Source organism: Thauera linaloolentis 47Lol = DSM 12138 (assembly GCF_000310205.1).
Classification (GTDB): Bacteria; Pseudomonadota; Gammaproteobacteria; order Burkholderiales; family Rhodocyclaceae; genus Thauera; species Thauera linaloolentis.
In genome coordinates this window covers 15670-37198 of sequence record NZ_AMXE01000035.1, presented here as the reverse complement: position 1 = coordinate 37198, position 21529 = coordinate 15670, and the positions used below count along the sequence as shown (strand labels likewise).

The following is a 21529-nucleotide window of genomic DNA, read 5'->3' as shown; positions in this document are numbered from 1 at the left end:
GCTTCTATATGCCGATCACGCGGTGGCTCCATTGTGCCGATCATCAACTGGCTCCAATGTGCCGGTCGGTGACAGCACGATGCCTGGGCCTGGGCTTCCCAAATCAGAGTTGATGGTGCGGGCGCGGGGGGCACCTGAAACCAGGGAGATACCGCCTGCGATATTGCTTACCAGAAGATCTCCGTTGGGAAGCTCAACGGCGCCTACGGGTGTTTGCAGACCCTCAGCAACTACGTCGATCTTTCCGTCAGGATGGGCGGCCAGAATCTGGTTGGTCCGCCTGTTGGCGATCAGCAGCCGACCGCGTGCGTCGAAAGACAAGCCTGCTGGCGTTGCTAGTCCACGGACGAAAATGCTTTGATCGCCCGCAGGAGTGAAGCGCCAGACCAGATCTTCGCTGTATGAAGCAACGTAGATGTCGCCTGCAGTAGAGATGGCCAGGCCCGATGGCCCACTCAATCCTTCGGCAAATACGCTGCGCTTCCCGTCCGGAGCGAAGCGCAGAACCGTGCCTGCGGACCAGTTTGCTATGTAGAGATTGCCGCTCGCGTCATAGGCCATTCCGACGGGCGAACTCAATCCCTCATGGATGCGCGTGGACTTCTGCGACGTCTCGGCTTGACCCGCTGATACTGCGCTCGTTTGGGCAAACACGGTCGGAGCGGCTACGCATGCAGCAGTGATGGCGAGTGCCATGTGAACAATCGTCTGCTTCATTGCTTGGCTCCTTGTGCGAACACTTCCTTTGCCACTGTCAATCCATTCAAAGCAGCCGGGAACCCGGCATACACCGCCATCTGCATGATGGTTTCGACCACTTCCGCACGGGTCACCCCCACATTGATCGCACCCTGGATATGCACCTTGAGTTGAGGTGCGGCATTGCCCAGCGCGGTGAGCGCGGCGACGACCGCGATTTCCCGGCTTTTCAGATCCAGGCTTGGCCTGGAGTAGATGTCCCCGAAAGGGAACTCGATCAGGTAGCGCGCAAAGTCAGGGGCAATGCCATCCAGACTTTCCAGCACACGTTCGCCGGCCTCACCGTCGATCTCCCGCAGTTTGGCCAGTCCGCGTTCGTAGCGGCTTTCGATGTTCATCAGCATGTCCTTCATCAGAGTGTGAACCCGACGCCAAGGACTGCTCGAACGAGCGGTAGTACTCGATCTTTGCCTGCAAAGCATCCGCGGACCGCCGCATCGCCTCGATTTCCGAAAGAACTTCAGTCAAGTGTTCTTCCAGCATCTGGCGACGATCCGGCACCGTCGAGTCCCCAGCGCCACGTAGTTTTGCGAACGTCTGCATCTTGCCGATAGGCATGTTTGTCGTTCGCAACCGCAGCAGGAATTCGATCCAGGCCATGTCCGATACCGCATAGCGCCGTTGCCCACCGGGCGCACGGCTGATCGGCGCGATCAAACCGATGCGCTCGTAATAGCGCAATGTGTAGGCCGTCAGGCCCGTGCGCTTGGCGACTTCATCGATGGTCAGATGGGATTCCATGGGGTGATCCTAGAAGTTAGAGTGCGCTCTAAGTCAAGCACCTTATATCGAAAATGTCGAGCGCCTAACCAACTACGACCACATGCCTATGTCGAGTGACCGTGCTTTCGCAATGTGGCAGGTCGAAGTTTCTTTTCCGATGCAGCAATTCCTTCCTGAATGACCTTCGGCATGCCGACAAAACACAACAGTCCACCGAGGAACAGCAGAGCAACCGACAACACCATCGCCTCGTACATGCCGTGCCTGAACGCCTGCGCGGCTGTGTCACGAACCAGATACCCGAACACGGCCACGCCCAACATGCCGCCGATCTGCCGCGCAGAGTTGAGAACACCCGAGGCGATACCTGCACGCGATGCGTCCACCGATGACATCGTGGCATTCGTCATGGTTGGAATGGTCAACGCGATACCGCTGCCCGCCATCAGCATCGGGATGATCAGCATGCCGTAGCGGCCATCGATGCTGGCCAGCAGCATCAGCAGGTAGCCACAGGCCGCAAGCCCCAGTCCAAGCACCAGAATGCGACGTGCGCCTAGGCGGGTCATGAGCCTTCCGGCCACGATGTTCGCGGCGACCAATACGATGGTCATCGGCAGGAAGGCGAGCCCCGTCTGCTGAGGCGTGAGCTGCTGTTGAATCTGGAAGAAGAGGCTGAGCACGAACACCAGACCGTAGTACGCAAAGTTCACGACGACACCTGTGACCGATGAAATCGTGAACGTCGGATTGCGGAACAAGGTCAACGGCAACATAGGGGTCTTCGTGCGTGACTCCATCCAGATGAAGCCGGCCAGTGCCACGATGAACAGCAGCAGCCCTGCCTGAACCCGTATATCGCTCCATCCAAGACTGCTGGCTTCGATCAGACTGGCGGTAAGCGAAGCCAGCGCGATCACCGCCGCAACTTGCCCAGGCCAGTCCAGGCATCGTCGATGCCCTTCGCCATCAGGTGCCGCAAAGCGCAAGGTCAGAAAAAGACCCATGAGCCCAATGGGCAGATTCATCAGAAAGATGGAACGCCAGCCTAGGTGCGTCACCAGCAGGCCACCCACGACGGGGCCGGCGGCCAGTGACAGGCCGCCCACAGCGCCCCACCAGCCCACGGCCCGGCTGCGCTCTTCGCCTGGCTGGAATGCCTTTTGAAGCATTGAAAGGGAATTGGGCACCAGCATCGCGGCGCCAACGCCTTGGGCCAAGCGTGCGACCACCAGCGTAGCCAACTCGTTAGCGATGCCACAGGCAAGCGACGCAAGCGTGAAAAGCACGAATCCCCACGAAAAGACACGCCGCGCCCCGAAGCGATCGCCCAGTGCACCGCTGGTCAGCAACAATGCGGCGAACGCCAAGGTATAAGCGTTCACCACCCATTGCAGTCCTGCAATGTCGGTGGCGAATTCCAGGCGCAGGGCCTCCAAAGCGACGTTGACAACACTGACGTCCAACAGGACGACAGCGAACCCCAGAGCCGAAGCAGCCAGCGTGCCGCGTGGCGAGTGTCTCGAAAAAAGCATGACGTGAATCCAGAACGTATCAATTCGGCGTCATGCTAGAGATTTTCCTTCTGTGCGTAAATTCCATAAAATTGCATATCAACCTGGAGAAAACGCACAGATGTTCGACTGGGAGAATCTACGCCATTTTCTGGCCATCGCGCGTGCCGGGACACTTTCTGGCGCAGCGCGTGCGCTGCATGTGGACCACGCGACGGTCAGCCGCCGACTAGGCGCACTCGAAGCCGAACTGCAAATGCCTCTGGTCGAACGGCTACCGCGCTCTTGCCGGCTGACACCAGGCGGAACGAAGATTTTGGAGCTGGCGCAGAGCATGGAAACCGCGGCCTTTGGCATTGCCCGTCATGCCCGTGCCCAGCAGGAGCCGTTGGACGGGAAAGTTGCCTTGAGTGCTCCGCCCGTGCTGGTCGCTCACTTCCTGGCGTCGCACCTAGCGGGCTTGCGCAGGGAACATCCGGGGATTCAGCTTTCCGTGCTGGCCCAATCCCAGCAGGTGTCTCTCAGCCGCAGAGAGGCGGATGTGGCCCTGCGGCTGGTTCGGCCCAAGGAACCTAGCAACGTGGTGCGCCGCATCGGCCGGATGCCATTCGCGCTGTACGCCCATAAAGACTACGCAGCCACTGTGCCGTCGGCGGACTGGACATTCATTGCCTACGACGAATCACTGGCCGACATGCCTCAACAGCAATGGCTATTGAAGATCGCCGACGGTCGGCCGGTGGGATGTGAGTTGAGCGACATCAGCAGCCATCTGGCCGCTGCGCGCGCTGGCGCAGGGGTGGCTGGGCTACCTTGCTTCATCGGCGACACCGAGGCCGACTTGGTCAGGCTGGAGCACGCCGGAGACTCGTTTGCACGCGATATTTGGTTGGTCGTTCACCGCGATCTACGCCGATCCAAGCCTGTACGCGTGGTGATGGACTACATCGCAGGCGTTTTTTCGGACACCTCGATGCTATCCACCTAGATCGCGCGGCCGCGCGGCCGCGCAATCTCCCAGGACACCCCACCGCCGCGCACCGTCGCGACGAGCTGCTGCCCCAGGCGCTGCTCGATCACCGGCTTCCACGGCACCAGACTGAATCCCATGCTGTCATCGAGCATGGCGTAGCGCCCGCTCGCCAGCATGACCGAGCGCCGGTAGATGCCGGCCACGCGCTGGCCGTCCGCTACGGGCCGATGCGCCAGCCCGGTTTCGGCGGCAATGTCCTGGGCGGCCTGCGCAAGTTCCCGATTGCGCAGCGTGCCCAGCAGGTTGCGGGCGAGGATGACGCGCTGCCCGCGCCGCTGGGCCAGCCCCTGTTCTTCGAGGAAGTCGGCGCGTTTCTGTAGCGCCTCCTTGGCCTCGCCGCCAAAGCCCAGGTCGCCCAGCCCTTGGCCGCCGCCGATCAGTTGCTGGTCGAGCCAGGTGGCCCCGATCACGCGGGCCTGGCGCTCAATGGGCAGGTGCGATTTCAGTTCCACCGACACGCCACCGCCCAGGCGCTGGGCGTCGTAGCGGCGGCCACGCTCGGCCAGGTCGTCAGGCACCTTCCACAGCCCATCGGCGACGCGCTCCACGATGCCGGCGCGGCGCAGGGCTTCCAGGCGGCGAACGTGGGCGACAACCTCCTCCTGCGGGTCGCGGCCAGGCTTGGCCCGGCCTTGCTCAATCGCCAGGTGATGGTCGGTGCGGTACAGGCCACTGCTTGCCAGCGCGGCGATGTTCTTGTCGGCCGCGCGCACGTCGGACGAACCTTTCACCTCCACTACAGCGCCGGTCGGGTACTGCTCCAGTTCGGTCTTGGGCGGCAGCGCCACATAGTGGGCCTTGCCGTCCGCGCCATCGACGATCAGGTAGCCCTTGTCGTACAGCTCGTCGGCCAGGCCCTTGCCTGCCACGCGGCCCACGATGACGCGGCCGTCGTCGCCGGGCTGGAACACGGCCAGGTCGCGCTGTTTTGCCCCCATTGCACGCTGCATGGTGCGGATGATGTCGCCGCGTTCGGCCATTGCCCGCAGTGTGAGTTCGGCCTCGGCATGCACGGCCCAGGTGCCGGGCGTGGTTTCCGTCGCCAGCCCCATGCGCTGGAGCCGTTGCAGCCTGCCGACCAGCAGCATGCGCTGGCGTTGCAGCCGGGGTTCGCTGAAACGCTCGGTGCGCACCAGGCCATCGACGGCTTCGCGCTGCAAGGTTCTGTCCAGGCTGGTCCAGCGTTCCTGATCGACTTCCCGAGCCAGTGTGCGCTGTATCTCCAGTTCGGTACGCGGCCCCAGCCACTCGGTCGCCAGTTCCGCCGCCCGTTCGCGCATGCCGCGGGTGATGTATTCCTGCGAGATGATGAGATCCTTGCCGGTGTCGTCCTTGCCGCGCAGCACGACGTGGGTGTGCGGGTTGTCGGTGTTCCAGTGATCGACGGCCACCCAATCGAGCCGGGTGCCCAGGTCGGCCTCCATGCGCTGCATGAGGTGCCGGGTGTAGGTGCGCAGATCGTCGAGCTGGTCGGCGTCTTCCGGGGAGACGATGAAGCGGAACTGGTGGCGGTCTTCCCGACCGCGTTCCTCGAAAGCGGCGGTATCGGCCTCGTCGGTCGCCGGCCCGTAGGCGCGGCCCGGTCCGCCCTGGCGGTCCACGCCTTCGCGTTCGATGTAGCGCAGATGCGTGATGGTGGAGCGGGCGCCGACCTTCTGGAGATACACCAGCCGCACCTTGACCGTGGCGCGGCGCGAATTCCCCGTCAGCGACTGGCCGGTGAATCGCGCCGCGACATGGCCGCGCCCCAGGCGCGAACCGGGCGCTCTGCCGCGCCTGCCGCCGGTGGCATTGGCCGCTTTGCTGGCCTGGCGCAGCACCTGATTGATGAAGGCGTCGCCGCGCTGCTTGGGAGCGCCTGGGCGGATGCGGAAGCGGTCATCGTCGCTGCGGCTCATGGGGTGCCTCCATCCAAAACGGTCAAGGCCGGGCGTGCGTGGCACGCGGTTTTGCCAATGCCGACAAGGCATTGCCGTTCCACGCGGCACGATGCCGCGATCTGGCGCGTGCCGCGCCACCCCCACGTGCAGACTGACTTTGTGCGCACCTTGGTGCCGCACCCTTCAATCTTGCCTTCCGCCTTTGCCCCTCGCTGGCGCTCCGGGCAGCGGCGGCCCGGCGGCGCTGCTGTGTGAGCAGCCAGCGCGCCGGCGAACGCGGCGACGGCCACAGGCCGGGCGCGTTCGAGGCAAGATGCCTGCACATGGGAAGGCAGCGCGAAGTGCAGCGCGGATGCGCTCGCACTGCACGCGCGACGACACGAAGGCGTGCAGCGGATTGACACGCCTGATAGCACGATGATGCGCAGCGAATCGGCGGCCATCATGGGCGTGACTCCAGCCAGATCGGGCGCGCGATGCCGATCACGGCGGATGTGCTGACGGGCCCGAAATACCGGCTGTCGAACGACGCTGGGTTGGTCGTGCTCAAGAGGAACAGTTCGCTAGGCCGAAGCTGGCGGCACTGCGGCCAGGATGGCAGCGGACGGCCCAGCCGGTCGGCGGGCCGAACGGCGGCCACCGGCACGCCGTCTATCCAGACCAGGGCATCGACGACACAAACGTGCTGTGGCGCGACCGCGCCCACACGTTTGAGCAGCGGCACGCGCGCCGGCAGGTAGCCGCGCTGTGCGGCCAGCGCGGCGGCATCTGGCGGCAGCGTGGTCAGGACGATGCTGTCCACGGACAGCGGACGTGGCAGCGAGGCGGTGTGCGGGGCGAACGGTTCGATGCGATACCAACCGACCGCTACGCTGTCGGACGGGTTGTAGATCAGACGCGGCAACGGATGCACGAAGGACGCCCAGGCCAGCGCAGCGAGGCCGCAGGCGGACAGGCCCGCCAGCACGAGGCGAACGCGCAGGCGTGAGCGAGAACGCGGCGCGGAGCCGACAGTGGAAACGGCGGTCATGGCAGCGCCCTCCCTGTGAGCCAGGCGGCGTGCCGCTCGGCGGTGTATTCGGGCAGCGGCAGGCGTGCAGCGAGCCGGTTGCCCAGCGTGCGCCAGTACGCGGGCGAGACGGCGGCGGGCGCGATGCCCAGCGCCTCGATGGCGTCGATGCGTTCCAGCACGGCGCGCACCTGATTTTCTCCCTCGGCGTGCAGCAGCAGGCGTGCGCCCGGCTGGACGCCGGGGATGCGCTGCGCCGCATCGAGCGGCGTGCAAGCCTGCATCGCCATGAGTTGCCAGCGGATCGTGCCGTAGTCGTTGGCCTGCCAACGGACACGGCACAGAACCGCGTTCGGCAGGAACACGGCGCTGCGCCGCCAGCGGTCGAGCTGGTGCGTGCGCGCGGGTTCGCCGAAGCGCAGATAGAGCTTGAAACGGGCCTCGATGTAGGCCAGCGCCACGCGCGTCAGCGGCGCGCTGGCAGGCTGGCCGGTAGGTGCTGCGAGCGCAGCCGTGGCCGCGCCAGCGGCAGCCGAAGCAGATGCAGTCATGGTGTGTTCTCCGTGCGGTTCTCTGGAAACTCCCGTTCCAGCAGGCCGCGTAGTAGGTCGGCCACGGTCACGCCTTGCGTGAAGGCCGAGACCTTGATACGCGCCCGCATCGCGGGCGTGATGTCGAGCGTGAGGCGGGCCGTGTAGAGGTCGCCTTTGCCTAGTGCATCGGCATCGCCCTGGCGAATCCACGCTTCCGCGTGCGGATTCGCGGGCGGCCGCGCGCCGATGCCGACGCGCTTGGCCGTGCGTTTGCTGTTGGGTGGCGGCTTCGCTGTCATGTCAGCCACCGCAGCAGTTCGTCCACCAGTGCGGTGATTTCGCGGGCGGCTGCGCTGTCCGGCGCCATCTCGCGTGCAAGCCGGCCAGCGGCCACGCTGTCGGCGAAAACGATGCGTTGCCGAACCTCGGCACGCAGCGCCGGCAATGGCTGCTCGGCGAGCGCCTGGCGCGCCTCGCGCCCGATGACGGTGGTGCTGACACGCCGGTTGATGACGAACGCCGCGCGCAGCTCGGGCCTGAATACCTGCGCCTCACGTATCAGCGCCACCATCTCAGCACTGGCCCACAGGTCGTAAGGGCTGGGCTGCACCGGGATCAGCACGCGCTCGGCCGCCAGCAGCGCGGAGCGCGCCAAGGCGGCGATGCGCGGCGGGCCGTCGATGACGACGTGATCGGCCCGCCTGGCGAGTTCTGGCGCCTCTTGGTGCAGCGTTTCGCGGGCCAGCCCCACGGCGCTGAACAGCCGTGGCAAGCCTTGCTGGCTTCGGCGCTGTGTCCAGTCCAGCGATGAACCCTGCGGGTCGGCGTCCAGCAGCACGACGTGCTGGCCGCGCATCGCCAGCTCGCCGGCGATGTGGGTGGCGAGCGTGGTCTTGCCCACGCCGCCTTTCTGGTTGAGCAGAGCGACGATCATGGCCTGGCCTCCCTGTTTGGAAAACCTGGCTTTGATCGGCCTGCAAAACCTGCTGGCTGGTGGCTGGTTTTGTCTGCCGTTGGTGGCCGCGTGGTGGTTATCCACCGCAGCGGCGTTTCCCTACTAAAAGTTAGAGTATTTAAGTTAGGGAAGTTAAGGGGCGCGAAAACCCAGCATTGGCGCGGGTTTGCGGGCGATTTTGTTGCCTGATAGCACGATAGTTCGTTGCCTGATAGCACGATACCTCTGTTGCCTGATAGCACGAGCCCATCCACAGGTTCTCCCGGAGTTATCCCCGTGCCGTGGACGGCACGGGCCGGAACGTCAGCAGCGGCGAGGAAATCCCGGATACGTGCTCGATGCCCAACTGGTAGCCGGGCAAGGATTGGCGCGCGACCAATGCCCGCAGGTCGGCGGCGAAGTCGTAGTAGCGCGCCACGCTGCCCGATTTGCGGTACAGGTGCTGAAAATCGAACTGCCAGCCGTATTCCTGCCGCCCGCCGTGCTTGCGCACCAGGCGGTACAGCCAGCGTTCGATGCCGCCCGTCAGGCGGAAATACGCCGGGTCGATGGTCAGTACCAGGGCGGCATCGAGCACGCCGGCATAGAACCAGTCCGGCAGGATCAGCTCGATGCCCAGCGGCGTGTCGCTGGCATCGGCCAGCTCCTTCCATTCGTTGATCCACGAGAAGCGGTGCAGGCGCCGCCCGGTCGTCTCGCGGATGGATGTGGCCACCGTGGTCGATTGCAGCCGGTCGAGCGCGGCTTTGAGGCGCTGGTAGTCGCGCAGCGACGTACCGCGACCGATGAAGCGCAGGATCTCGTAGGGCGTGGCCTGCATCAGCCGCGACGGGCGCAGTCCCGCGTCGCGTGCTTCCACGATCTGCGAGGCCGCCCAAATGAGCAGGTCGGCATCCCAAATGGTGGCGATACCGTGCTCGGCCGTGCCCTCCACACGGATCGTCACATTGCCCGCCCGGAAGTCGATAGGCGCCGTGCGCCGCGACTTCGCCAGCGAGAAGAACGGAAAGGCCATCAAGTCCTGGCTGTCGCGCGGTGCCATGCCTTCGCCCGGCAAGGCGCGGAACAGGTCGAGCTGTTCGCGCTCTTGCGAGGGTTTGGACATGGCGATGGCCTGGCGCGCGCCAGCGATCAGCGCGCACGACTGTCCGCCGCATGGCGCTCGGCGTATTCGGGATCGGAAGTGGTCTCGAAGCTGCGGTCGGTGGCCCAGGCATCGAGGTCGGCCACGGCGTACATGACGCGCCGGCCGAACTTGCGAAAGCGCGGGCCGCCGCCGATCACGCGCTGCTTTTCCAGCGTGCGCGGCGACAGGCGCAGGTACTCGGCGGCTTCGTCGTTGGTGAGATAACGCTGCGGCTGTGCCGGAGTGGCAACGGGAGCGGCGGCAGGCCGCAAAGGTGCTGGACGCATGGTGTGAACCTCCATCGGTTGAAAACGACCGGCCACACAGCGCGGCCGGATGGAGGCAGTCTCAAGAAACGGGGGGATTTGCATCAGGGTCGTTTTGCGTCCGCATCAAAACGACCCTTCTCAAGCGGCGGAAGTTGTGCTAAGCGGCGATAGCCGCCGCGCATCAGCGCATCGCCGCGCCGTACCAGGCGGCGCACCTTGGAGCGTAGGCCGCCGTCGGCGTACCAATCGGCTGCGGCGTCGGTGCCGAACAAGCCCTCGGCCACCTCGCGCAAGGACGCGCCCGCCAGGGTCGCGTCGAGTGCTTGCAGGGTGTGCAGTTCCAGCAGCGCGGCCGGTGTCGGCCTGGGCTTGGCGCAGGCCAGCGCCAAGCCGGATTCGGGGTGACGCGCAGGCGCAGCAGCGCCGCGATAGGCATAGGCGACAGCCATGCCGTCTTCCAGGCCAGAGGCCAGCGCAAAGCGCAGGCAATGGCCTGGGCTGCGCGCGATCAGCGCCAGCCCCTTGCCGTCGTGGATCAGTTGCTTGTGACCGGGGATGCGCCAGAACGCGAAGATCAAGGCATCGGGTGGCGGGTCTTCGTCCGGGTAGAGCTGCACCATTGCAGCGTGGCCGGGCTGCCAGGCCGGATGCGCGTCGCGCGCATCCAGGGCCGGGTCTTCCAGCAGGCGCAAGCCCCAGCGATGCGCCGTTCCTTGTGCCGCCTGCGGCCGGCGATGACGGCGCAGCCAGTCGAGCCGGTAGTCGGGATGCCTGCGCAGGTACTCCCAGGCGAGCGCAAGGCCGTCCAGATGCAGCACGTACAGATACGCGGCAGTGGGATACCAAGGCTCGGCGGCGCGGTCGGCCATGACGCAACCTCCTGGGAACAGGAATTGCCGCCACGGCCGGGTTACGCGCTACATCGCCATCGTCAGAACGTCATGGGTTAAAAAGTCGGGTGAAGTTGTCAAGACCGATTGGCTCCGATGCGTTGCGGTTTCCGTCTCAATGCGGCGGCGGCAGCGCCCCGACCGTGGGGCGCTGTACAGGCCAGCCTGCCGCAAGCCACGCCGGGCATCATGTCTATTTGGATCAGACCGCTGCGGCTATGTCGCAAGAGTCTCGATTGAGACTTGTCCGGTATAGCACCAGACTGAAAAAGTCACAGTAAGCCGGGCTCAACCCGACAGGGTTCTGCCTCGCTCGGTCTGTCGCGTGTACTCCGACGACGCGTGCTCCGGGGCGGTCGTGGGCCGCCGAGGCAAAGGCAGCAATTCCACCAATCCAATGATGCGCAAACGCGGCTTTACGCCGAAGCGCAAAACCGCCAAATCGGATTTACGCCTTCGTGCGTAAGCACGGATGCAGTTGCGTGGATTTACTGGAATCCGTCGATGCAGATTTCTGTAAAGCCACAGAAGCGGAAAGCACACCGACGAACTGCTGGCGCACCTGCGCCGGCAGTTGGAGGCAATGGTGAAGGAACGCGACGCGTGAGGCCTCTCGCGATGGGATGACGTGCCGCGATCAGCAGCACAGCGCCCCACCCATCGCAGCGTGGCGCGATCGGAGCGCCGACGGCATCCTGTGCCGCTGCACTTTCTGCGTTGAGTTTTTCGCGCTCAAGGTAACTTGTGCGCCGCCCAGTCGCTGCCTGGCCGAAGGCGGCGACTGGGCGGTTTTGTTTTGGTCGAAAGTTGGAACCGGGTGTGGCCACCGCCACGCCCGGATTTTGATTCGCCAGCGCCAGGCCATGGAACGGGCCTGGCGCTGGCGACGGGCGACAACGCCCGCCGCCGCTGGCCCTGCGGTCATTCGCGTTTCCGGTAGTGATCTACCATGCCCGCCAGGTATGCCGCTTCGAGTGCTGCCGACACGTTCCAGACGGCAAGGCTATGAAAATCCAGGCTGTCATGCCCGCGTACTTCGAGGGTTTCGATATGCAGATGCACGCGGGCAATCTCGGCAATCTCGCGCTTGGTTGAGGGTGAAAGAATGGGCTTTGCCATGTCGTTACTCCTTATCAAGTTCCGTTTGCACTTGCCGGGCCAGCTTACGCAGGCTCACCGCCCGCCGGGCGATGGCCTTCACTTCGTCATCGGGCAAGTTGGCGAGGATGGCTGTTGCTCGTCGCTCGATTTCCTTCAAAGCCAGTCTCGGCCAGTGTTCGTACTCGGCAATGAAGGTGAGCGCATCGCGGTTGTGGCGTCCGTATCCGGTCAGATAGGCCTTCAATCCTTCAAACCTGTTGGCTTTGCTGCTCATGCTGCAACCCTCCCGGCGGGGGTGGTACTCAAACGGGTAGTCGCGGCGGCGTGGTACTTGGCGTCAAGTTCGATGCCAAAGAAGCGGCGGCCAGTCTGGCGGGCGGCAACGCATGTCGACCCAGAACCGGCGAAAGGGTCCAGGACGATGCCGCGCGACGGGCAAAAGGTCTCGATAAGGGTGGCCAGGGATTCGACCGGCTTTTGCGTCGGGTGCAAGCGGTTGCCGCTGTATTTCCACGGCAGCACGTCGGGCAAAGGCTCGTCCGGCAATGCCGGTTGCCCCTTGGCAAGCAAATAGGCCGCCTCATGCTGATAGCGTAGAAACTTCGCTTTTGACTGGTACGGCTTGGCGAAAACGATATGGCCGACCGCCCGAAAACCCGCAGCGCGCCATGCGTTGAAAAAGCGATCAACGCGATTCCAGCCATAGAACGAGATGCAAAAGGCATCATCGCGCAGGATGCGGTAAATCTGCTCGAAGGCTGGTACCAGCCAGCTATCGTTTTTATCGTTGGCGATACGGCGGCCGCTGCGGTCTTGGTAGTTCACCAGATACGGCGGGTCGGTGAGGACGAAATCCACGGCCTGATCGGGCAGCGTGGGCAGAACGGCGAGGCAGTCCCCTAAAACAATACGGCTCATTTCAATACTCCTGACAAAGAAGGGTTTGCTGTTCACCGCACACCGGATTCCAAGATTCGGAGCCCAGCCTTTGTGGCTGTTCGGTGCGGTCGGCACGAAGAACCCGGTTGGCCTCGTTGCCACCGTCTTTCCTGAGTTCATCGCCCGCGACGGTCAGGAGCGCGCGGCCAAAGGCTGTCAAGGAAACAAGCGCAGGGTTGGTGCGGCCGCAGGCTTGCCGAGGCACGGCCCTGCGCGCCTTGACGGCCTTTGGCCGTGGGCTACAGTCGCGGACTATGGGGATGAAGTCAGGGAAGATGGCTGGACAGGTAACGGCCTTCCCTGTGTGCCGACTGCATGCAAGCGCGAGCGCGCAGGCCCGAAGCTGGAAGCCGGGCCGTAGGCGTCAGCGATGGAAGCCCGTTAGGGGCGAGACTCGCGCAGCGAGGCTCGATGCCACGCACGAGAGCGCGACCGGCCATGTTGCATGGTCGGGGACGCCAGGAGCCAAGGTCGGATGGCTGCGATTGGATACGCAACACGAAATGCAGCTTGCGGGCACAACGGCGAAATCCGCGATGCTCCACAAAGATTCGCCGCATGACACAAATAAGGCGAACAGAGCGAACATCCATACCTCGACACGACCGGCTTCGCCCCAACAGGTTGTGCCGATCGCCGACGATAGCCACCATAGACAGCAACGCATCCCATCACGGTCACTGCCATGCCATCTTCTTCGCTCCCTGCCTCCAACAAACCGGTATCTCTGCCCCATCCGGGTATGGCCGGCTACGACAACCTTCCCCAGTTTCCGGCGAAGGCGCCTTTGCCTTTCCGGCGCACCATCCGCCGCCGAGAGCTGCACCAGATCGTGCCCCTGGCCGAGACAACGATCTACGAGATGGAGCAGCGCGGCGAATTCCCGCGCCGATTCCGCCTGACCGCCCGCTGCGTCGTATGGGATCTGGAGGAAGTCGAAGCCTGGATCGAAAGCCGCAAGCAAGCCTCTCGATCTGCGGAAACCGACACTGCGCCGGGTCCGGACGTGAGGCTGCGCCGGAATCGCCCAGTTCGGTGACGACGCCATCGGATGCCCTGCTACGCGGTATCTACCCGGACCAGCGCCGCTCCGGGTAGCGCCTGTGCTACCTGGGCCACGGCAAGCCTCACCGCAGCATCGCGTTCGATGGCCTCCCGGCTGAACGCCAGGCCGACATGTTCCGGCCGTCCCCAGCCGACCGTGACATCGGCACAGGCGCTGTTCGCCAGCCGGCGAAGGACATCCTCCTGCGAGCCCATGCCTGAGTCCAGTGCATAGACCAGCGTGAAATCGTGAACCATGACGTCAGCCTCCCTTGTCATCGGGTACCAGCAATCCGCGCTAGCGTCTCTTCAAGTCGTAGCCGATCTGTGGCACGCTTGGCCGCCGTGCGCTGAGCAAGGTTGTACAGCTTGCGTCGCACTCCCGGGAGTTCCGCCGCATGCGTAAGCCCGATCAAGCCGAAATCCGGCTGTTCACCCTCCACGGACCGCAGGAACGCACATGACGGCTCGTCCAGCCAATGCGCCACCTGCGCGAGCAGGTGCTCCCGGCTCTCCAGCAAGGCTTCCACGGTGACGGCGTGGGTCGTCATACCCTTGAAGTGGGCCTCGAAGATCGCCTCGAAATCCGCAGGCATGCGCGGTGCCAGCATCTCCCACGCGGGCTTGGGACTGCAGGTCAGGTATACGAGGAAGGTGCGCCACAGCGCCTCGTCCGCCTGCTCGTCCTGCAACAGCAAGCCCACGTCGAAGAGATCGCGCGGATGCTGCCGCGACAGTGCTGCCGCCAGTTTGCCGGCATAGAGGTCGGCGAAATCTAGCACTTGCACCTCGGCAAAGCCGAACACCTCCTCCACCTGTGGGCACACCCTCATGCTGCGCACCGGATGCACCGTGCCACGCATGACCGGCGTCGTCTCGATCTGCACGCGTGCGCGGCCGCGACTGGCCACCAAGCGGGTGACTGCTCCACCTTCGCCCGCCGAAGTTTGCACTTGCAATTGCAGAGGCCGGGCACGCAGCACATCGGCCAGCCGCTCCAGCGCTTCGGCGATCAGCCTCGCATCCTCGGCATAGTCGTGCACCGGCAGCCAGGCCAGGTCGATGTCTATCGACAGGCGCGGCAGGTCATGCTCGAACAGGTTGATGGCGGTGCCGCCCTTGAGCGCGAAGCGCGGCTCCTGTGCCAGCACCGGCAGGATCTCGACCAGCAGCCGCACGCGGTTCGTGTAGCGCCGGTCCCAGTGGTCAAGCCAGGTGTTCATCGAGGTCTCCCGGCAAGGTGATCTGGTAGCTCGGATGCAGGCGCCCGCCGGGCACCAGCGCGCGCTTGCCCCGGCCCAGATCGACGTTCTCCAAGGGCACGTGCGACAACCACGCATGCCGATGGCGATCAGCCAGGGCCAGGAACAGTCGCTTGGCTTTGATGCTGCAGCAGTGGCGCAGCATCAAGCCGACCCGCTGCGGCCGCAGCGTGGTCATGGCCTGCATCAACGCATCAGCCTCGTAGACCCCCGCCGCATCCGATACACCGTCGCACAGTTCCAGCATGGCCCGCTCGGGCGTGGAGCACACCAGGGCCTCCGTGCCCGACCCCAACCGGTGCCAGACCAGTCCCTGTGCCGCCAACATCGTTTCGGACACCTCATCCGTGTACAGGATGGCAGGCAGATCGAGCGGCCCCTTGCCCTGGTACTCGAAGCGCTGCGGCAAGGACAGCTTGCCCACCCAGCCAGGCGGCCGCACCGGTCCATAAAGGGTAATCGCCTCGGCCTCGCCGAGCCGCAGGTAGTGCTCGTGCCCTTGCAGGGCCAGGGCAAAGCTCCCACCAACATGCAGGGCCAACCCCTCTCCAGCCTGCAGGCTGCGGACCACACCCTCCCACTGCAGCCGCCCGCCTTTGCGCATGTAGACGCCCCGCGCCGGCGACACCAGCCAGCCGCTGCCCACATAGCGCGCAACGAGGCTGTTCGAATAGCCATGCGCACGCAGCCAGCGGCTGGACACCAGGCGCGTATCGCCCAGTTCGGCCAGCAAGCGGTTTAGTTTTCCTGAATTTTGAGCATCCATAGTGCACAAAATATCAGATTTATAAACCAAAGCCAAGGAGGGATAGTTTGGTAATGGCCGAAAAAGATCACTCATAGTGATCTTTCTACAACTCATGTAAACCGCATCCTGCCCAGCAGTTGCACATCCCGTTGAAGTCATCATGCCGCCTCCCTCACAAGGCCGGACTGAGCACTGGGACCGGGATGTTCTCCGGCTGCAGCTTCGGTACATGGGTGCGCCCGTCGATCCATGCATCGACCATATCCGCCCACTCCTGCAGCATGTGACGCCGCTGCTCGGCGTACTCGGCCTTGTTGTAGACCGAACGCGAGGTCCGCCCTTCTTCGTGCGCCAGGCACTTCTCGATCCAATCGCCATTGAAGCCGACCTCGTTGAGCAGCGTCGAGCCGGTGCGGCGCAGGTCATGCACCGTGAAAGGTTCCAGCGGCAGGCCTGCGGCCTTGGCCCGCTCGACGATGAGCTGGGTCACGCGATTCAGGGTGGCATGTGACATGCAGCGGTTCGGCTCGTAGCGCGAGGGCAGCACGAACTTCGAGCCTGCCGCGCAAGTGTGCAGTGCCACCAGGATATCCATGGCCTGCCGCGACAGATAGATCACATGCGGGTTGCGCCCCTTCATGCGCTCCTTCGGGATCGTCCAGGTCGCATGCTCGAAGTCGATCTCGCTCCAGGTGGCCTCGATCAGTTCGCTCTTGCGCACCAGGGTCAGCAGGACCATGCGCAGCGCCAGACGGATCGTCGGATAGGTCGCGATGGACTCCAACTGATGGAACGCCAGCCGGATCTCGGCTGGCGACAGCGCCCGGTCTTTCGGAACGAAGGTCGCGATCGAGGCGGCCGCCACATCGCTGGCCGGGTTGTCCACCTTCTCGCCGTGAAGGATGGCGAAGGCATAGACCTGCTTCACGATGTCGCGGACATGCACCGCCGTGGCAGGTGCCCCGCGCGCCTTCACCTTGTTGCACAAGGCCCGCAAGTCATCGGCGGTGATTTCGTTGAGCAGCCGGTTCTGGAACACCGGCAGGATATCCCGGTCGACCACGTGCTTGCGCATGGCACGCGTGCTGTCGGCCATCCGGGCGTCCGTCAGCCATTTGAGGGCGACCTCGCCAAAGTTCTTGGAAGCGGTCAGCCGACGCTTCTCGCGCTGCTTTTCCATTGCTGGGGACCGGCCGGCAGCGACCGCCTTTTTGGCGTCGATCAGCTTTTCACGGGCCAGTGCCAGCGAAATGCCGGCGGGACCATAGCGGCCGATGGTCAGGGTTTCCCGCCGCCCGTTCAGACGGTAATCGTAGCGGAAGGTGACGGTACCGGTAGTCGATACCGTCACGTACATCCCGTCGCGATCAAAAACCTTGTAAATCTTGGACTTAGGCTTGAGATTGCGCAGTGCAGTGTCGGTAAGCATCAAGGATTTCCTCCTGTTTCGTGACGGCTTTTACCGTCAGGGGCCAGGAGACCCGTTGATGCCCGGAAAGCCGCATGAAATCAGCATTCCAGAGGAGCTTTTTACCGTCAAAGACCGGTTTGGTCTCAATAGTAAACGGGAGGGTCTTAATCCGACCTTTCGTTCTTACCGTCCGTTTCGCCGTCAACCTGCTTCGCTGGCCGGTGATAGCCACCGATAGCGAACACTCTGATCTTCTTTTTAAATCAAAGCCTTACGGTCAATTTTCGATAACTGGCGATAAGCTCAAAAGGACGTCAATTCACTCCCACTCGATCGTCGCCGGCGGCTTTCCGCTGATGTCGTACACGACCCGGTTTATTCCCCGCACCTCGTTGATGATGCGGTTGCTCACTTTGCCCAGCAGGCTGTGCGGCAGTTCGGCCCAGTGCGCGGTCATGAAATCCTGGGTCTGCACTGCGCGCAGCGCCACCACGTATTCGTAGGTGCGTCCGTCGCCCATCACGCCCACGCTCTTCACCGGCAGGAACACGGCGAAGGCCTGGCTGGTCTTGTCGTACCAGTCGGCGGCGCGCAGTTCGTCGATGAAGATGGCGTCGGCGCGGCGCAGCAGGTCAGCGTATTCCTGCTTGACTTCGCCGAGGATGCGCACGCCCAGGCCCGGCCCCGGGAAGGGGTGGCGGTACACCATGTCGTGCGGCAAGCCGAGGGCCACGCCCAGTTCGCGCACTTCGTCCTTGAACAGGTCGCGCAACGGCTCCAGCAGCTTCAGGCCCAGGGTTTCGGGCAGGCCGCCGACGTTGTGGTGGCTCTTGATGGTGTGCGCCTTCTTGTTCTTGGCGCCGCCGGACTCGATCACGTCGGGGTAGATGGTGCCCTGCGCCAGCCACTTTGCGTTCGGGAGCTTCCTGGCTTCGGCCTGGAAGACCTCGACGAACTCGCGGCCGATGATCTTGCGCTTCTGTTCAGGATCGGTGACGCCCTTCAGGTGGCCCATGAACTGCCCGGTGGCGTCCACATGCACGACCTTGGCGTGCAGGCGGCCGGCGAACATTTCCATGACCAGCTTGCCTTCGTTGAGGCGCAGCAGGCCGTGGTCGACGAACACGCAGGTGAGTTGGTCACCGATGGCGCGGTGGATCAGCGCCGCGGCCACCGACGAGTCGACGCCGCCCGACAGGCCGAGGATAACTTCCTCGTCACCGACCTGCGCGCGGATGCTCCGCACGGCTTCGTCGATGTAGTCGGGCATGTTCCAGTCGTGGCCGCAGCCGCAGATATCGTGCACGAAACGCCCGACCATCTCCTTGCCCTTGATCGTGTGCGTGACCTCGGGGTGGAACTGCACGCCGTAGAAGCCGCGTGCCTCGTCCGCCATCGCGGCGATCGGGGTCGAGTCGTTGCTGCCGATGAGCTTGAAGCCCGGCGGCAGCTCGGCGACCTTGTCGCCGTGGCTCATCCATACGTCGAGCAGGCCGTGGCCCTCGGCGTTGGTCCGGTCCTCGATGCCCTCGAACAGCTTCGAGTGGCCGCGTGCGCGCATTTCCGCGTAGCCGAATTCGCGCTTGCTGGAGCTTTCGACCTTGCCGCCGAGTTGGCTGGCCATGGTCTGCATGCCGTAGCAGATGCCAAGCACCGGCACGCCGAGCTCGAACACCGCCTGCGGTGCGCGCCAGTCCTCGGCTTCGTACACCGAATTGGGACCGCCGGACAGGATCACGCCCTGAGCACCGAAGCTGCGCACGAATTCGTCCGACACGTCGAAGGGATGAAGCTCGCAGTACACCTGCTGCTCGCGCACACGGCGTGCAATGAGCTGGGAGACCTGGGAGCCGAAGTCGAGGATGAGGATTTTCTGGTGTGCCATGGCGCGAATGTGTCGGGCGTCGGGAAAAGGAAAAGCGGCCTCTCGGCCGCCAGGGGAATCGCGAATGGAAAGATCAGCTGATCTGGTAGTTCGGCGCTTCCTTGGTGATCTGCACATCGTGCACGTGGGACTCGCGCATGCCGGCCGAGCTGATCTGCACGAACTGGGCGCGTTCGTGCATCGACGGGATGTCGGCGCAGCCGAGATAGCCCATCGAGGCGCGCAGGCCGCCGATCAACTGGTGGATGACGACGCCGACCGAGCCCTTGTACGGCACGCGGCCTTCGATGCCCTCGGGCACGAGCTTGTCGATGTTGCCGGAGTTCTCGTCCTGGAAGTAACGATCGGCCGCCCCCTTCTCCATCGCACCGAGCGAACCCATGCCGCGATAGGATTTGTACGAACGCCCCTGGAACAGCACGGTTTCGCCAGGCGCCTCTTCGGTGCCGGCGAACAGCCCGCCCAGCATGACGACGTTGGCGCCAGCGGCGATGGCCTTGGCGATGTCGCCCGAGAAGCGGATGCCGCCATCGGCGATCATTGGCACGCCGGTGCCGGCGAGCGCGTTGGCAACGTTGTCGACCGCCGTGATCTGCGGCACGCCGACGCCGGCGACGATGCGCGTGGTGCAGATCGAACCGGGGCCGATGCCGACCTTGACGCCGTCCGCGCCGGCATCGACCAGCGCCCGCGCGGCGTCTGCGGTGGCGATGTTGCCGCCGACGACCTCGATCCGCGGGAAGCTCTTCTTGACCCAGTTGACGCGGTCGAGCACGCCCTGCGAATGGCCATGGGCGGTATCGACCACGATCATGTCCACGCCGGCATCGGCCAAGCGTTCGGCGCGCTCTTCCGTGCCCGCGCCGACGCCGAGCGCCGCAGCCACGCGCAGGCGGCCGTGCTCGTCCTTAGCGGCGAACGGGTGCTCGGTGGATTTCATCATGTCCTTGACCGTGATGAGGCCACACAGCTCGCCCGCGTCGTTCATGACCAGCACGCGTTCGAGGCGATGCACGCGCAACAGCTCGCGCGCTTCATCGAGGCTGGCGCCTTCGCGCACCGTGACTAGGCGGTCCTGCGGCGTCATGATCTGCGACACCAGCTGGTCCAGGTTGGTCTCGAAGCGCGTGTCACGGTTAGTGACGATGCCGACCACCTTGCCGCCCTCGATGACGGGCACGCCGGAAAAACGGTTCTGCCGCTGCAGCGCGATCACTTCGCCGACGGTCATCGTCGGCGGAACGGTGATCGGATCCTTCAAAATGCCGGACTCGTGGCGCTTGACCTTGTGCACTTCCGCCGCCTGCTCGGCCGGCGTGAGGTTCTTGTGCACCACGCCGATACCGCCCTCCTGCGCCAGCGCGATGGCCAGACGGCTTTCGGTGACGGTGTCCATGGCAGCGGACACGAGCGGGATATTGAGACGGATGCGCCGGGTGATCTGGCTCTGCAGATTCACATCGCGCGGGAGGACCGTGGAGTGGGCGGGAACGAGAAGGACGTCATCGAACGTCAGCGCCTTCTGAATCACTCGCATGGCTTTTATCCTTTCGACCAAATCCGTATTATACAGACCGCCCCGGCACCTTGTAAGCGGTGCATTTCGGAGATTTTGAATGATCCGTCCCGCAGTCCTCCTGCTCGCACTGATGGCCTCGTTCCCGGTCGCCGCGCAGATCTATAGCTGGAAGGACAAGGACGGACGGATCCACTACTCGGACGTTCCGCCCCCCACCGGCGAAGTCAAGACGCTGCGCGGCGCCCAGCCCCCCGCTCCCCCAGCCCCGCCGGCGCAGGCCGGAGACGAGGCTGCCGGCGGCGACGCCGGACAGGAAGGGGAACAACCGGTGGACGCCGAAACCGCTTTTCGCCAACGGCGTGCCGCGGAGGCAGAAGCCGCCGCCAAGGCGGCGCAAGGCCAGGCCGACGAAGCCGAACGCCAGCGTTTCTGCTCCGACGCCCGCAGCCAGTTGGCGGCGCTCGAATCCGGGCAACGCATTGCCAGGATGAATGCAGCCGGCGAACGCGAACTCCTCAATGACGACGCCCGCGCGGCTGAGTCGAACCGCCTCCAGCGGCAGATCGACGCAAACTGCAACTGAAGCGGCGAAGCGGCCGGGGCGGCTCTGCCCGCGCGGCTAAGCCGCGCCCTTCTTCATCGTCTTGCCCTCACCGGCACGCTGCCGGCGCACGGCCTTGGGATCCGCGACCAGGGGACGGTAGATTTCGACCCGATCCCGGTCGCGCAGCACGGCATCGGCCTTGACCAAGCGGGAAAAGATGCCGAGCTTGTTGCGGCCGTCCGGTTCGATGTCCGGATACTTGCGCAGCAAGCCCGAGACCTCCAGCGCATCGCCCACGGTCGCTCCCTCGGCCAGCACCACCTCGACCAGTTCCTGGCGCTGCGGCAGTGCATAGGCCACTTCGACCCGGATCGACGCTGCCATG

General features: G+C 64.4%; 27 protein-coding genes. 4 read left to right on the top strand and 23 right to left on the bottom strand.

From position 1 onward, the window contains the following. Positions 1 to 15: 15 nt before the first annotated feature. The 4 genes from C666_RS20470 to C666_RS10655 form a co-directional block, all read right to left on the bottom strand. Positions 16 to 717 carry an NHL repeat-containing protein gene (locus C666_RS20470; protein ID WP_154666156.1) on the bottom strand — a complete coding sequence of 234 codons (702 nt, stop codon included), beginning with the start codon at positions 715 to 717 and terminating at the stop codon, positions 16 to 18. Then, positions 714 to 1097 (bottom strand): carboxymuconolactone decarboxylase family protein, encoded by a 384-nt coding sequence (locus C666_RS10660; RefSeq protein ID WP_051019922.1) that lies wholly within the window; start codon positions 1095 to 1097, stop codon positions 714 to 716. Before C666_RS10660 ends, C666_RS20470 begins: the two co-directional genes overlap by 4 nt. After that, positions 1039 to 1500, bottom strand: coding sequence for a MerR family transcriptional regulator (locus C666_RS19790; RefSeq protein WP_004338256.1), 462 nt, complete (start codon positions 1498 to 1500; stop codon positions 1039 to 1041). The genes C666_RS10660 and C666_RS19790 overlap by 59 nt, the downstream gene beginning before the upstream one ends. Before the next feature lie 86 nt (positions 1501 to 1586). Next, the gene (locus tag C666_RS10655; RefSeq protein WP_004338255.1) at positions 1587 to 3017 is read right to left on the bottom strand and encodes an MFS transporter; all 1431 of its coding nucleotides are present in this window, start codon (positions 3015 to 3017) and stop codon (positions 1587 to 1589) included. 52 nt (positions 3018 to 3069) lie between these two features. On the opposite strand from C666_RS10655, the gene C666_RS10650 reads away from it, so the two are divergent. Beyond that, positions 3070 to 3984 (top strand): LysR family transcriptional regulator, encoded by a 915-nt coding sequence (locus tag C666_RS10650; RefSeq protein ID WP_211206740.1) that lies wholly within the window; start codon positions 3070 to 3072, stop codon positions 3982 to 3984. Here C666_RS10650 and C666_RS10645 read toward each other — a convergent pair. The 6 genes from C666_RS10645 to parA are packed head-to-tail and all read right to left on the bottom strand — an operon-like array spanning position 3981 to position 8385. Further along, positions 3981 to 5927, bottom strand: a complete 1947-nt coding sequence (locus C666_RS10645; protein ID WP_004338253.1) for a relaxase/mobilization nuclease and DUF3363 domain-containing protein — start codon at positions 5925 to 5927, stop codon at positions 3981 to 3983. The genes C666_RS10650 and C666_RS10645 overlap by 4 nt on opposite strands. Next, the gene (locus C666_RS19785; RefSeq protein ID WP_081593428.1) at positions 5924 to 6355 is read right to left on the bottom strand and encodes a hypothetical protein; all 432 of its coding nucleotides are present in this window, start codon (positions 6353 to 6355) and stop codon (positions 5924 to 5926) included. The genes C666_RS10645 and C666_RS19785 overlap by 4 nt, the downstream gene beginning before the upstream one ends. Next, the gene (locus C666_RS10640; RefSeq protein ID WP_004338252.1) at positions 6352 to 6939 is read right to left on the bottom strand and encodes a S26 family signal peptidase; all 588 of its coding nucleotides are present in this window, start codon (positions 6937 to 6939) and stop codon (positions 6352 to 6354) included. Before C666_RS10640 ends, C666_RS19785 begins: the two co-directional genes overlap by 4 nt. Next, on the bottom strand, positions 6936 to 7469 hold the full coding sequence (locus tag C666_RS10635) for a DUF2840 domain-containing protein (protein WP_004338251.1): 534 nt from the start codon (positions 7467 to 7469) through the stop codon (positions 6936 to 6938). Before C666_RS10635 ends, C666_RS10640 begins: the two co-directional genes overlap by 4 nt. Continuing rightward, a complete protein-coding gene (locus C666_RS10630) occupies positions 7466 to 7750 on the bottom strand; it encodes a hypothetical protein (RefSeq protein ID WP_004338250.1) in 285 nt (94 codons plus the stop codon). The genes C666_RS10635 and C666_RS10630 overlap by 4 nt, the downstream gene beginning before the upstream one ends. Then, on the bottom strand, positions 7747 to 8385 hold the full coding sequence (parA, locus tag C666_RS10625) for a ParA family partition ATPase (protein ID WP_004338249.1): 639 nt from the start codon (positions 8383 to 8385) through the stop codon (positions 7747 to 7749). The genes C666_RS10630 and parA overlap by 4 nt, the downstream gene beginning before the upstream one ends. Here parA and C666_RS21080 point away from each other — a divergent pair. Beyond that, entirely contained in the window at positions 8384 to 8512 is a 129-nt protein-coding gene (locus tag C666_RS21080) for a hypothetical protein (RefSeq protein ID WP_281169772.1), read from the top strand. The two genes, parA and C666_RS21080, sit on opposite strands and share 2 nt — an antisense overlap. A 162-nt stretch (positions 8513 to 8674) precedes the next feature. Here the strand turns inward: C666_RS21080 and C666_RS10620 are convergent, their stop codons facing one another. The 6 genes from C666_RS10620 to C666_RS10595 all read right to left on the bottom strand — a co-directional run bounded on the left by C666_RS10620 (position 8675) and on the right by C666_RS10595 (position 12710). Next, entirely contained in the window at positions 8675 to 9511 is an 837-nt protein-coding gene (locus C666_RS10620; protein ID WP_004338248.1) for a replication initiator protein A, read from the bottom strand. 26 nt (positions 9512 to 9537) lie between these two features. Further along, complete coding sequence (locus C666_RS10615) at positions 9538 to 9819, bottom strand: helix-turn-helix domain-containing protein (RefSeq protein ID WP_004338247.1); 282 nt, start codon at positions 9817 to 9819, stop codon at positions 9538 to 9540. Between the two features lie 83 nt (positions 9820 to 9902). Further along, positions 9903 to 10670: a DUF2285 domain-containing protein gene (locus C666_RS10610; RefSeq protein WP_004338244.1), complete on the bottom strand. Its 768-nt coding sequence runs from the start codon at positions 10668 to 10670 to the stop codon at positions 9903 to 9905. A gap of 942 nt (positions 10671 to 11612) precedes the next feature. Beyond that, complete coding sequence (locus tag C666_RS10605) at positions 11613 to 11810, bottom strand: DUF6900 domain-containing protein (protein ID WP_004338242.1); 198 nt, start codon at positions 11808 to 11810, stop codon at positions 11613 to 11615. A 4-nt stretch (positions 11811 to 11814) separates the two neighbouring features. Further along, a complete protein-coding gene (locus tag C666_RS10600) occupies positions 11815 to 12066 on the bottom strand; it encodes a hypothetical protein (RefSeq protein WP_004338240.1) in 252 nt (83 codons plus the stop codon). Continuing rightward, positions 12063 to 12710 (bottom strand): DNA methyltransferase, encoded by a 648-nt coding sequence (locus C666_RS10595; RefSeq protein ID WP_004338238.1) that lies wholly within the window; start codon positions 12708 to 12710, stop codon positions 12063 to 12065. The genes C666_RS10600 and C666_RS10595 overlap by 4 nt, the downstream gene beginning before the upstream one ends. Before the next feature lie 763 nt (positions 12711 to 13473). On the opposite strand from C666_RS10595, the gene C666_RS10590 reads away from it, so the two are divergent. Further along, positions 13474 to 13770, top strand: a complete 297-nt coding sequence (locus C666_RS10590) for a helix-turn-helix transcriptional regulator (protein ID WP_004338236.1) — start codon at positions 13474 to 13476, stop codon at positions 13768 to 13770. A 20-nt stretch (positions 13771 to 13790) separates the two neighbouring features. Here the strand turns inward: C666_RS10590 and C666_RS10585 are convergent, their stop codons facing one another. The 6 genes from C666_RS10585 to guaB form a co-directional block, all read right to left on the bottom strand. After that, the gene (locus C666_RS10585; protein WP_028792097.1) at positions 13791 to 14033 is read right to left on the bottom strand and encodes a hypothetical protein; all 243 of its coding nucleotides are present in this window, start codon (positions 14031 to 14033) and stop codon (positions 13791 to 13793) included. Between the two features lie 17 nt (positions 14034 to 14050). After that, a complete protein-coding gene (locus C666_RS10580) occupies positions 14051 to 14998 on the bottom strand; it encodes a nucleotidyl transferase AbiEii/AbiGii toxin family protein (RefSeq protein WP_004338233.1) in 948 nt (315 codons plus the stop codon). Continuing rightward, the gene (locus C666_RS10575) at positions 14982 to 15803 is read right to left on the bottom strand and encodes a type IV toxin-antitoxin system AbiEi family antitoxin domain-containing protein (protein WP_028792096.1); all 822 of its coding nucleotides are present in this window, start codon (positions 15801 to 15803) and stop codon (positions 14982 to 14984) included. The genes C666_RS10580 and C666_RS10575 overlap by 17 nt, the downstream gene beginning before the upstream one ends. A 154-nt stretch (positions 15804 to 15957) precedes the next feature. After that, positions 15958 to 17214, bottom strand: a complete 1257-nt coding sequence (locus C666_RS10570; RefSeq protein WP_004338228.1) for a tyrosine-type recombinase/integrase — start codon at positions 17212 to 17214, stop codon at positions 15958 to 15960. A 301-nt stretch (positions 17215 to 17515) separates the two neighbouring features. Beyond that, positions 17516 to 19081, bottom strand: a complete 1566-nt coding sequence (guaA, locus tag C666_RS10565) for a glutamine-hydrolyzing GMP synthase (protein WP_004338226.1) — start codon at positions 19079 to 19081, stop codon at positions 17516 to 17518. Between the two features lie 73 nt (positions 19082 to 19154). Beyond that, the gene (gene guaB, locus C666_RS10560) at positions 19155 to 20618 is read right to left on the bottom strand and encodes an IMP dehydrogenase (protein ID WP_004338222.1); all 1464 of its coding nucleotides are present in this window, start codon (positions 20616 to 20618) and stop codon (positions 19155 to 19157) included. A 79-nt stretch (positions 20619 to 20697) separates the two neighbouring features. On the opposite strand from guaB, the gene C666_RS10555 reads away from it, so the two are divergent. Next, the gene (locus tag C666_RS10555; protein ID WP_004338220.1) at positions 20698 to 21183 is read left to right on the top strand and encodes a DUF4124 domain-containing protein; all 486 of its coding nucleotides are present in this window, start codon (positions 20698 to 20700) and stop codon (positions 21181 to 21183) included. A gap of 36 nt (positions 21184 to 21219) precedes the next feature. Here C666_RS10555 and C666_RS10550 read toward each other — a convergent pair whose 3' ends face one another. Further along, the gene (locus C666_RS10550) at positions 21220 to 21528 is read right to left on the bottom strand and encodes an RnfH family protein (protein ID WP_004338218.1); all 309 of its coding nucleotides are present in this window, start codon (positions 21526 to 21528) and stop codon (positions 21220 to 21222) included. Position 21529: the final 1 nt, after the last annotated feature.